Raw genomic sequence first — 11,613 nt, 5'->3', positions numbered from 1 at the left:
ACCCCCGCCCCCTGGAAGGCCTCCTCCACGGCACGTACGCCCACCTGGCCCTCGCCGGCTACTGGCAGCGCGCCGCCCTCTACGGAGCCCGCGGCGCCTGGGCCCGCCACGCCCGCATCCGCGCCCAGGTCGCGGCCGTCCTGCCCGAACTGCGCACCCACCCCCGACTGACCATCGCGGGACGCGAGTTCACCGACGCGATGGCCGAGGCGGAGCGCACCATGGACGAGCTGCCGCCGCCCGGCGACCGGTACGCCGCCGCCCGCCGCGCCGTGGACCGGGCCCGCCGCACCTGGTACGCGCAACACCCCGAACTCGCCCCGCACACACAGGGCTGACGGGCCGTCGGCTGCGGTACCTTTTCAACCCCGTCCACCGCCCGGATTCCAGGGAGACGGCCGCATGACCACCGGTATTCGGCAGGAACGCGACCCGGCCCCCGCGCGGCCGCAGCGCTTCGTCATCAGCTTCGCCGGCTTCAACCGGCCCTGGGCCGTGTGGATCGCCTACCGCCTGGAGGAGCACGGCCACCGCGTCGCCCTCCAGCGCTGGGACCCCCAGTCCGCCGGCGGCCTCACCCAGGCCCTCGACGACCTCGCCCGCGGCGGCAGCCGCGTCCTCCTCGTCCTCAGCGAGCGCTACTTCTCCGCCGGCACCCACTCCGAGCAGGAGTGGAACACCGCCCTGCGGGCCGCCCACGACCACCACCCCGGCCGGTTCGCCGCCGTCTGCCTCACCGACGCCCCGCTGCCCAGCGCCGTCGCCGTCCTGGAGAAGACCGACCTGTGGGGCCTCGACGCGTACGAGGCCGAGTACCGCGTCCTGCGCCGCCTGGAGCTGCCCACCGACCGCGTCGGCACCGAGACCGGCCGCCGCGGCCCCCGCTTCCCCAACGACCCGCCCGAGATCTGGGGCCGCGTCCCCCGCCGCAACCCCCGCTTCACCGGCCGCAACGACGTCATCGGCAGGCTCCGCGCCGCCCTCGCCGAAGCCCCGCCCGGCGCCTCCATCGTCACCCTCCTCGGCCTTTCCGGCGTCGGCAAGACCCAGGTCGCCACCGAGTACGCCTACCGCTTCGCCTCCGAGTACGACGTCGTCTGGTGGGTCCCCGCCGAGGACCGCCCCACCCTCCGCGAACGCCTCGCCGACCTCGCCCCCGAACTGGGCCTCCCGCGCGGCGCCGGCAGCTACGGCGAGCAGATCCGGGCCGTCCTCGAAGCACTGCGGCGCGGGACCCCGTACAACCGCTGGCTGATGGTCTTCGACGGCTGCGACAACCCCGACGACCTCACCGACCTGCTGCCCTCCGGCGCCGGCGACGTCATCATCACCTCCCGCAACCGCGAATGGGCCTCCCGGCACACCAGCCTCGTCGAGGTCCCCCTCTACGCCCGGCCCGAGTCGATCACCTTCATCCGCCGCCGCGCCCACCGCCTGACCGGCGAGGAGGCCGACCAGCTCGCCGAAGCCCTGGAGGACTACCCCCTCGCCCTCGACCAGACCGCCGGCTGGCTCGCCGACTCACCCCTGACCGTCGGCGACTACCTGGGGCTGCTGCGCCGGCGCCTGGACTCCCACGAGGCCGTCACCGTCTCCGACGACTACCCGCTGCCCTTCCCCACCGCCCTGGCCATACTCCTCAACAACGTCCGCGAGAACTTCCCCGACGCGCTCGCCCTGCTGCGCCTGTTCGTGTTCTTCGCGCCCGGGCCCGTCCCGCTGCGGCTGCTGCGCGAGTTCCCCGTCGACGACGCGCCCGAACAGCTCGCCGGGCTCATCAACGACCAGATCCGCTGGAACGCCGCCCTGAACAAGCTCGTCCAGTTCTCCGTCGTCCGCCTCGAGTACTCCGACCTCGCCGTCGAGGAGGGCGGCGGCGGGCTGGAGACCGTCCAACTCCACCGCATGGTCCACGGCATCGTCCGCGAGAACCTCTCCGAGGAGGAGGCCCGCCCCCTCGCCCGCGCCGTCCGCCAGGTCCTCGCCGCCGCCGACCCCGGCCGGCCCTCCGACTCCCGGCTGTGGCCCCGCTTCGCCGAGCTGATCCCGCACCTGGAGAGCGCCGGCGTCCTGACCAGCACCAACCCGCGGATCCAGAACTTCCTGCTGAACTGCCTGCGCTACCTCATGCTCGCCGGCGAGTACCGCACCTGCCTGCGCCTGGCCGAGCAGACCGACCACGAGTGGCGGGCGATGCTCGGCGACGACCACGACCAGGTCCGGGAGCTGAGCTACCACTACGGCGGCGCCCTGCGCATGCTCGGCCACTTCAAACGCGCCGAGGTCCTCGCCAGGTCCGTCGCCGACCGCATGCTCGCCGAACGCGGCGACCGCGACCTGGAAACCCTCCGCGCCACCAGCACCTACGCCGGCGTCCTCCTCGGCACCGCCAAGTTCGAGCAGGCCCGGGAACTGCTGGAACACGCCTTCGCCCGCTACCGCGAACTCCTCGGCGAGGACGACTCCACCACCCTCAACGCCGAGAACAACGTCGCCGTCGTCCTGCGCCTGCTGGGCCGCTACCAGGAGGCGTACGAGACCGACCTCGACACCCTGCGCCGCCGCGAGCGCGTCCTGCGCGTCCGCCACATCGCCACCCTCTCCTCCGGGATCGGCTGCGCCATGGGCCTGCGCCTGATGGGCCGCTACCGCGAAGCCCTGGCCCGCCAGGAACAGGGCCTCAAACTCCACCTGCAGGTCCTCGGCCCCAACCACCCGCAGACCCTGCGCGCCGAACACAACCTCGGCATGTGCCTGCGCCGCTCCGGCGACATCCCCGGCGCCGGCGCCCGGCTGCGCAGCGTTCTGGAGCGCTCCACGCGCGTCTTCGGCGCCGAGTTCCCCTGGACCCTGATGGTCGCCTCCGACTACGCCACCTACCTGCGCGAATACGGGGACATCGGCGAGGCCCGGCGGATCTCCGAGGAGGTCGTCCGCGGCTACCAGACCCAGCTCGGCCTCGCCCACCCCTACAGCATCGGCACCGTCGGCAACCTCGCCCTCGTCCTGCGCGCCCAGGGCGAGCGGGTCGAGGCGCTGAACCTCGCCGAGCAGGCCCTGGTCGGCATGCGCGGCGCCGTCGGCGAACGCCACCCGTGGACGCTGGGCTGCGCCCTCAACGCCACCGGGCACCGCAACATCACCGGCCGGCTCCACGACGCGCTGGAACTCGGCCGCGAGACCCTCCGCAACTGCGAGCAGGTCCTCGGCCCGGACCACCCGATGACCCTGAGCGCGCAGATCGCCCTCGCCGCCGACCTGCGGTCGGTACGGGAGGACGCGGAGGCGCACAAGCACGAGGACGCGGGCCTGCGGGCACTGACCCGCACCCTCGGCCCGCAGCACGTCCACACCGTCTCCGCCCGCCAGCAGATGCGCCCCTACTGGGACTTCGAGCCCCAGCCGTAGGCACACCGGCGGGCGGGCCGGCGGGCGGGTCGCGGCGGGGAGGGATCAGGCCAGCCAGCCCTGCCGCACGGCGCGCACGCCCGCCTCGAAGCGGCTGCGTGCGCCCAGGCGCTCCATCAGGCCCGTCGCGACACGGCGGGCCGTCCGGTGGGAGACCCCGAGCCGCTTGGCGATGGCCTCGTCCGTGAACCCGTCCGCGAGGAGCTTCAGGGCGGTCGCCTCGGTGTCCGTCAGCCCGCTCTCGTCGTCCCGCCGCGCCTTCTCGCCGAACGGCCTGGCCCCCTCCCACACGCTCTCGAACAGCGCGCACAGGGCGGTCAGCGTCCCCTGCCCGGTCAGGACGACCGCACCCGCCGCCGTGTCGTCGCTGTCGACCGGGATCACCGCCGTGGTCCGGTCCGTGATGATCATCCGGAGGGGCAGGACGGGCGCCGTCCGCGCCTGCCGGCCCAGCGTGCCCAGCCACTCCGCGTACGCCACGGTGTGCGGGCTGTTGCGGACGCTGTCCAGGTAGACCGTCCGCATCCGGATCCCGCGCCGCAGCAGCGCCTCGTCCAGCGGACGCGAGGCCTCCAGGTTCTCCGGGGTCTGCTCGCCGTCCGGGGCGAACACCATCACCTCCTCCCGCACCTCCCGGTGCAGCAGCGTGAGGCGCTCGCGGATCCGGTCCAGCCCCAGCAGCTGCTCGACACCCGGCTCCGATGCCGCCGGCCGCAGGTCCGCGTACTCCGAGATGAGCCGGGCCGCGGCGGCCCGCGACGCCTCGATCCGCTGCTGCTGCGCCGCCAGCTCGGCCTGCTGCCGGGCGAGCAGCAGCTCCATGCCGACGTCCGGGCTGACCGCGCGGAGGCGGCCCGGGTGGTCGTACGAGGGCCGGACGAGGGCCAGTTCGCTCAGCTGGTCGAGGCCGGAGCGGACGGCTTCCTCCGACAGGCCCAGCCGGGCGGCGAGCCCGGCCACACCCTCGTGGGGATGGGTCAGCATCCCCCGGTAGACGGCTTCCGTTGTCTGGTCGAGACCCAGCAGGGTCAACATGCGCGCCTTCACCCCCCGATGAAGTGATCTTCAAAGATGATGATGACACGGAATCCGCGCCGGACGGCCGGCCGGGCCGCCGGTTGGCCCCTTCCGTCCAAAGCCCCAAGTGGCCAATTCACAGCTCTGGTTGGGGATCACCTGATTTGGGAGGCTCGGGCCCATGTATCTGATCCACGCACAGTTCCGGGCCCCCTCGGAGGGGTGCGCCCTGCCGGCCGACGCGGCGCGCCGCGTGCTGGCGCTCGCACGGTCCGGGGAGGGCGTCGAGCACGTCACCGCCCATCCGTACGCGCAGCCGCACCCGGTGCTCGGGCTGTTCCTCCTCGCGCGCTCCCTGCATGAGGCGGAGGGACGGGCCGCGGGCGTCTGCCGGCGCCTGCTGCGGGAGCACCGGGACATGTCCGGCTGGGCGCTGCTGAAGGCCGAAGTGCCGCTGCTGGCCCCATTGGGACATGGCCCCTTGGGTCCACCCGGAATGCCTTCCACCCCCCTCGACCTGCGGCGAGAGTAGTTCCCGCCGGGAGGGACAGCCCCCGGCGGGAGGAACCGGCGCCACGTCACCGCGGGACGCGGGCCGGATCCGTCCACCCGTACCCCTGCCGGAAGGTCCTCGCCATGAACGCCGCCCGTATCGCCAAGGCCGCCGCGGTCACCGCCCTCGCCGCCGGAACCCTCTCCCTCGGCTCCTGTCTCGCCGCCCTCCCCGGCGACGGCCCCGGCACCCGCAGCATCTCCTCCGCCGCGCTCCCGAAGCACGACTTCGGCTGGCAGAGCGCCGGCGCGGGCCTGCCGGACAACGACTTCGGCTGGCAGTGACCGACCGCCTGCCGCCGGCCGCCGCGGGCGGGCCGGGCGGACACGCCCGAAGGCCCGGCCCCCCGAGAGCGGGGGCCGGGCCTTCGGGCGCTGCGGGGTCCGGCGCTACGCCTCGAACACCTCGTTGATCAGCTGCTGCTGCTCCGCCTGGTGGCGCTTGGCCGAGCCGACCGCCGGGGAGGAGGAGTGCGGCCGCGAGATGCGGCGCAGGCGCTCGCCCGCCGGGATGTCCGCGCCGACCGCCAGGTCCAGGTGGTCGATCAGGTTGAGCGCGATGAACGGCCAGGCACCCTGGTTCGCCGGCTCCTCCTGGGCCCAGATGTACTTCGCCGCGTTCGGGTACTTGGCGATCTCGGCCTGGAGCTCCGCACCCGGCAGCGGGTACAGGCGCTCGATGCGGATGATGGCGGTCTCGGTGTCACCGCGCTTGACCCGCTCGGCCTCCAGGTCGTAGTAGACCTTGCCCGCGCAGAAGACGACCTTGCGGACGGCGTTGGGGTCGACCGTCGCGTCGCCGATGACCGGGCGGAACGAGCCGTTGGTGAACTCCTCCGCCTTCGACGCCGCCGCCTTCAGGCGCAGCATCGACTTCGGGGTGAAGACGATGAGCGGCTTGTGGTGCGGGTTGTGGACCTGCCAGCGCAGCAGGTGGAAGTAGTTCGACGGCAGCGTCGGCATGGCGACCGTCATGTTGTTCTGCGCGCACAGCTGCAGGAACCGCTCCGGGCGGGCCGAGGAGTGGTCCGGGCCCTGGCCCTCGTAGCCGTGCGGCAGCAGCAGGGTGACGCCGGACGTCTGGCCCCACTTCTGCTCGGCAGAGGAGATGAACTCGTCGACGACGGTCTGCGCGCCGTTGACGAAGTCGCCGAACTGGGCCTCCCACAGCACCAGCGCGTCCGGGCGGGCCAGCGAGTAGCCGTACTCGAAGCCCATCGCCGCGTACTCGGACAGCAGCGAGTCGTAGACGTTGAAGCGGGCCTGGTCGTCCGACAGGTGCTGGAGCGGGGTGTAGTCCTCGCCGGTCTCCCGGTCGATCAGCACCGCGTGGCGCTGGCCGAAGGTGCCGCGGCGGGAGTCCTGGCCGGACAGGCGGACGGGGGTGCCCTCCATCAGCAGCGAGCCGAAGGCGAGGGTCTCGCCCATGCCCCAGTCGATGGTGCCGTCGTCGATCATCGCCGCGCGGCGCTGCAGCTGCGGCAGCAGACGCGGGTGGACGGTGTGCGCGTCGGGGACGTTGACCTGGGACTCGGCGATCCGCTTGACGACCTCCGGGGAGACCGCCGTGTTCACGGCCACCGGGAACTCGGCCTTCTCCGCCGTGCCCGGGATGCCGGTCGCGGGCTGCGCGGCGGCCTCGCGGACCTCCGCGAACACCTTCTCCAGCTGGCCCTGGAAGTCCTGCAGCGCCTGCTCGGCCTCTTCCAGCGTGATGTCGCCGCGGCCGATCAGGGACTCGGTGTACAGCTTGCGCACCGAGCGCTTCTTGTCGATCAGGTCGTACATCAGCGGCTGCGTGAACGCCGGGTTGTCCGACTCGTTGTGGCCGCGGCGGCGGTAGCAGATGAGGTCGATGACCACGTCCTTGTTGAACGCCTGGCGGAACTCGAAGGCGAGCCGCGCCACACGGACCACGGCCTCCGGGTCGTCGCCGTTCACGTGGAAGATCGGCGCCTCGATCATGCGGGCCACGTCGGTCGCGTACATCGAGGAACGCGAGGACTCCGGGGCGGCGGTGAAGCCGACCTGGTTGTTGATCACGACGTGGACGGTGCCGCCGGTGCGGTAGCCGCGCAGCTGCGACATGTTCAGCGTCTCGGCGACCACGCCCTGGCCGGCGAACGCCGCGTCGCCGTGCAGCGCGACGGGCAGGACGGTGAAGTCCGTGCCGCCCTTGTTGATGATGTCCTGCTTGGCGCGGGCGACGCCCTCCAGGACCGGGTCGACGGCCTCCAGGTGGGAGGGGTTCGCGACGAGCGAGACCTTGATCTGCTCGCCGTCGAGGCCCGTGAAGGTGCCCTCGGCGCCCAGGTGGTACTTCACGTCGCCGGAGCCGTGCATCGACTTCGGGTCGAGGTTGCCCTCGAACTCCCGGAAGATCTGCGCGTACGACTTGCCGACGATGTTCGCGAGGACGTTCAGGCGGCCGCGGTGGGCCATGCCGATGACGACCTCTTCGAGGCGGGCCTCGGCCGCGGAGTCGATGACCGCGTCGAGCAGCGGGATGACGGACTCGCCGCCCTCCAGCGAGAACCGCTTCTGGCCGACGTACTTGGTCTGCAGGAACGTCTCGAACGCCTCGGCCGCGTTCAGGCGGCGCAGGATCCGCAGCTGCTCCTCGCGCTCCGGCTTGGAGTGCGGGCGCTCGATGCGGTCCTGGATCCAGCGGCGCTGCTTCGGGTCCTGGATGTGCATGAACTCGACGCCGGTGGTGCGGCAGTACGAGTCGCGCAGCACGCCGAGGATGTCGCGGAGCTTCATCATCGACTTGCCGGCGAAGCCGCCGACGGCGAACTCGCGCTCCAGGTCCCACAGGGTGAGGCCGTGCTCGGTGATGTCCAGGTCGGGGTGCTTGCGCTGCTTGTACTCCAGCGGGTCGGTGTCGGCCATGACGTGGCCGCGGACCCGGTAGGAGTGGATCAGCTCGAAGACGCGGGCCGCCTTCGTGACGTCGTCGTCGTGGCTGGCGTCGATGTCGCGCATCCAGCGGACCGGCTCGTACGGGATCCGCAGCGCCTCGAAGACGTCGTCGTAGAAGCCGTTCTCGCCGAGCAGCAGGTTGGCGACGATCCGCAGGAACTCGCCGGAGGCCGCGCCCTGGATGACCCGGTGGTCGTAGGTCGAGGTCAGGGTCATGACCTTGGAGACGCCCAGCTTGTTCAGGGTGTCCTGCGAGGTGCCCTGGAACTCGGCCGGGTAGTCCATGGAGCCGACGCCCATGATGACGGACTGCCCGGGCATCAGGCGCGGCACCGAGTGGACGGTGCCGAGGCCGCCGGGGTTGGTCAGGGAGACCGTGACGCCGGTGAAGTCGTCCATCGTCAGCTTGCCGACGCGGGCGCGGCGGACGATGTCCTCGTAGGCCTGCCAGAACTCGAAGAAGTTGAGGGTCTCGGCCTTCTTGATGCCCGCGACGACGAGCTGGCGGTCGCCGTTCGGCTTGACCAGGTCGATCGCGAGGCCGAAGTTGACGTGTTCCGGCTTGACGAGGGTCGGCTTGCCGTCCTTCTCCGCGAAGGAGTAGTTCATCGACGGCATGGCCTTGATGGCCTGCACCATCGCGTAGCCGATGAGGTGGGTGAAGGAGATCTTCCCGCCCCGGGCGCGCTTGAGGTGGTTGTTGATGACGATCCGGTTGTCGAACAGCAGCTTCACCGGGACGGCGCGCACGGAGGTGGCGGTCGGCACGTCCAGGGAGGCGTTCATGTTCTTCGCGACCGCGGCGGCCGGGCCGCGGAGCGTCACCAGCTCGGGGCCCGACGGGGCCTCGGTGGCGGGCGCGGCCTTCGGGGCGGCGGGAGCGGCGGGCGCGGCCGGAGCGGCGGCCGAGGCCTGGGAGGTGACAGTCACAGCAGGGGCACCAGAGGGGGAGGCAGGAGCAGGGGCAGGAGCTGACACAGGCGCGGGTGCGGCGGCGGAGGCGGGTGCGGCGCTCGCCGCCCCCGTGGCGGCGGCGTCGGAGGCCTGCGCGGTGACGGCGGTGGAGGCCTGTGCGGAGGCGCCATCCGTCGTCGGGGTACTCACCGGCTCGTCGGCCTTGGCGGGAGCGCTCGCGCCCCCCGGCTTGTAGTCGGCGAAGAAGTCCCACCAGGCCCGGTCGACCGAGTTCGGGTCCTGGAGGTACTGCTGGTAGATCTCGTCGACGAGCCACTCATTGGCGCCGAAGCCTGAGGCAGGGGTCTTCCCGCCCTCTGCTGCTTCGGTCGTCGTGCTCGAGTTACTGGGGGACTGTGGCGACACGGCGGCAACCGCCCTCTTCCGCTTCACAAGGTATGGACAGCGGGAATAAAGGCTACGCCTCCCGGGCGGGGAGATGCAGGCCGGGCGGGACTTACGTCATGTAGGTCACACCGAACGGCGGGTTTCAGAGCCCGGAATGGCGGGAAACGAACCTGGTTCGGGTATGCGCCAACCGGGTTGCGACCCCCTGGCTTCGCACCCCTGACGGACCCCGGGCACGTGTGGCCGAGATCATGTCCTTCCCGGTCGAACCCTACGTCAATGCGACGCCTGTGGGGCGCCCGGAAGGCTGACGAGGATCCGGCAGCCCCGTGCCGATTCGGCCACGCGGATCCGGCCGCCGTGCAGCTCGACCGCCCAGCGGGCGATCGCCAGGCCCAGCCCCGTCCCTCCGTCGCCGCCCTCGCCGCCGTTCGCGCTGCCGCGGTTGAACCGCTCGAAGACCCGGTGCCGCTCGGCCTCCGGGATCCCCGGCCCCTCGTCGACCACTTCCAGCGCGAGGCTCCCGGGGGCCTCCCCGGCGCGGGCGCGGACCGTGACCCGGCCCAGGGCCGGGCTGTGCTTGACCGCGTTGTCGATCAGGTTGGCCACCACCTGGTGCAGCCGCTCCGCGTCCGCGTAGGCCGTCAGCCCCGGCGGGAACACGTCCAGGTGCAGGTGGACGTCGTTTCGGGTGTGGCCGCCCGACCCGGAAAGCAGGCCCGGCCGGCCGGCCGCCGCCAGCCCCGCCTCCTTCAGCACCCCCGACAGGTACGGCCACACCTCGAAGCGCCGCGCCCGCAGCGGGACCACGCCGTTGTCCACCCGGGACAGGTCCAGCAGCGTCCCGACCAGCCTGCCCAGGCGCTCCGTCTGCTTCAGCGCCGTCCGCATGGTCTCCGGATCGGCCTCGGAGACCCCGTCCACGACGTTCTCCAGCACCGCCCGCAGCGCCGCGATCGGCGTGCGCAGCTCGTGCGAGACGTTGGCGACGAGCTCCCGGCGGTGCCGGTCCACCGCCTCCAGGTCGTCCGCCATCAGGTTGATCGTGGAGGCCAGGTCGCCCAGCTCGTCGCGGCGGTCCGCCCCGCGCACCCGGCGCGTGAAGTCCCCGTGCGAGATCGCCCGCGCCACGCGCGTCATGTCGTCCAGCGGGGCCGTGAGGCTGTGCGCGACGAACTGGGTGATCAGCATCGAGGCGATCACGGAGAAGACCGTGATGAACCGCAGCTCGGTGTCGGTGCGCAGGGCCACGAGCAGCAGCCCCGTCGTGATGAAGACCGAGACCACGACCAGCGTCCCGAGCTTGGTCTTGATCGAGAAGGGCGAGAAGGGGCGCAGGCCCCCGCTGTGGGCGTCGGCCTGGAGGGAGGCCCGCTGGGCGGCGCGCCGGCAGGCGCGCTGCGTGGCTCGCCGGCAGGCCCGCTGGGCGGCCTGACGGTCGGCCCGCCGGGCGGTCTCACGTGCGGTCTGCCGGGAGCGGCCGGTGCCGCGCCCCTTGTCCGGGCGGCCGACGCTCACGCCTGCGCCGGGGTCTCCAGGGCGTATCCGACGCCGTGCACGGTGCGGATCCGCTCGGCCCCGATCTTCCGCCGGAGGGCCTTGATGTGGCTGTCGACGGTACGGGTGCCGGAGGCGTCCGCCCAGTCCCACACCTCCGCCAGCAGCTGCTCGCGGGAGAGCACCGCCCGCGGCGTCCCGGCCAGGCACACCAGCAGGTCGAACTCGGTCGGCGTCAGGTGCACGTCCTCCGCCTGCACCCGCACCCGGCGCTGGGCGTGGTCGATCTCCAGGTCGCCCAGCCGGAGCGTGGCCCCGCGCGGCGCGTGCGCAGCCAGCGTGGCCCGCTCCACGCGGCGCAGCAGGACGTGCACCCGGGCGGCCAGCTCGCGCATCGAGAACGGCTTCGTCATGTAGTCGTCGGCGCCGACGCCGAGCCCGACCAGCATGTCGGTCTCGTCGTCCCGCGCGGTCAGCATGAGCACCGGCACCGGGCGCTGTGCCTGGACCCGCCGGCACACCTCGAGACCGTCGAAGCCGGGCAGCATCACGTCCAGCACGAGCAGCTCGGGCTGCCAGCTCTCGGCGGCCGCCACGGCGGCCGGGCCGTCGTACGCCGCCTGCACCTGGAAGCCCTCGGCGCGCAGCCGCGCCGTGATGGCGTCGGCGATGGTGCGGTCGTCCTCGACCACGAGCACGCGCCGCTGTGCGCCTGGGGTGGCCGCGGCGCCGCCGGTGTGGGTGGTGTGTGTCTGTTCCATGTCCCGCCCCTGGAGATCCGCGTGATGGGGTGCAGCGTAGAGGAGCCACCGGCCTGCGGCTATGCGGGGTTCAGACAGCGAAACCACCGGAATCGTTGATTCCGAATGCGGTCGGAATGGGGATATGGCGGGGGATGCCGGATGGGTTGGGGGG

Annotated in this window: 8 protein-coding genes; 4 read left to right on the top strand and 4 right to left on the bottom strand. The window is 72.4% G+C overall.

Annotated elements, in window-relative coordinates:
* The coding region (locus EF903_RS19520; protein ID WP_260615622.1) for an aKG-HExxH-type peptide beta-hydroxylase at positions 1–338 on the top strand (338 nt) is incomplete at its 5' end.
* Positions 339–402: 64 nt separating this feature from the next.
* Positions 403–3,408 carry an FxSxx-COOH system tetratricopeptide repeat protein gene (fxsT, locus tag EF903_RS19515; protein WP_125544915.1) on the top strand — a complete coding sequence of 1,002 codons (3,006 nt, stop codon included), beginning with the start codon at positions 403–405 and terminating at the stop codon, positions 3,406–3,408.
* 45 nt (positions 3,409–3,453) lie between these two features.
* Here fxsT and EF903_RS19510 read toward each other — a convergent pair whose 3' ends face one another.
* A complete protein-coding gene (locus EF903_RS19510; RefSeq protein WP_125544913.1) occupies positions 3,454–4,443 on the bottom strand; it encodes a helix-turn-helix transcriptional regulator in 990 nt (329 codons plus the stop codon).
* Positions 4,444–4,606: 163 nt separating this feature from the next.
* Here EF903_RS19510 and EF903_RS19505 point away from each other — a divergent pair, with 163 nt between their 5' ends.
* Together EF903_RS19505 and EF903_RS19500 are read left to right on the top strand one after the other, a co-directional pair.
* Positions 4,607–4,957, top strand: coding sequence for a hypothetical protein (locus EF903_RS19505; protein WP_125544911.1), 351 nt, complete (start codon positions 4,607–4,609; stop codon positions 4,955–4,957).
* A 104-nt stretch (positions 4,958–5,061) separates the two neighbouring features.
* Positions 5,062–5,262 carry a hypothetical protein gene (locus EF903_RS19500; RefSeq protein WP_125544909.1) on the top strand — a complete coding sequence of 67 codons (201 nt, stop codon included), beginning with the start codon at positions 5,062–5,064 and terminating at the stop codon, positions 5,260–5,262.
* Positions 5,263–5,367: 105 nt separating this feature from the next.
* On the opposite strand, the gene EF903_RS19495 is transcribed toward EF903_RS19500, so the two are convergent.
* From EF903_RS19495 to EF903_RS19485, 3 genes are all read right to left on the bottom strand, one after another.
* Positions 5,368–9,219 carry a multifunctional oxoglutarate decarboxylase/oxoglutarate dehydrogenase thiamine pyrophosphate-binding subunit/dihydrolipoyllysine-residue succinyltransferase subunit gene (locus EF903_RS19495; protein WP_125544907.1) on the bottom strand — a complete coding sequence of 1,284 codons (3,852 nt, stop codon included), beginning with the start codon at positions 9,217–9,219 and terminating at the stop codon, positions 5,368–5,370.
* A gap of 258 nt (positions 9,220–9,477) precedes the next feature.
* Entirely contained in the window at positions 9,478–10,539 is a 1,062-nt protein-coding gene (locus tag EF903_RS19490) for a HAMP domain-containing sensor histidine kinase (protein ID WP_125544917.1), read from the bottom strand.
* Between the two features lie 176 nt (positions 10,540–10,715).
* On the bottom strand, positions 10,716–11,459 hold the full coding sequence (locus tag EF903_RS19485) for a response regulator transcription factor (protein WP_125544905.1): 744 nt from the start codon (positions 11,457–11,459) through the stop codon (positions 10,716–10,718).
* Positions 11,460–11,613 lie beyond the last annotated feature (154 nt).

Origin of the sequence: Streptomyces sp. WAC05292, from assembly GCF_003949955.1 — a bacterium.
Taxonomy (GTDB): Bacteria; Actinomycetota; Actinomycetes; order Streptomycetales; family Streptomycetaceae; genus Streptomyces; species Streptomyces globosus.
The sequence above is the reverse complement of the archived record's forward strand: the minus strand, read 5'-3'. Positions and strand labels throughout refer to the sequence as shown.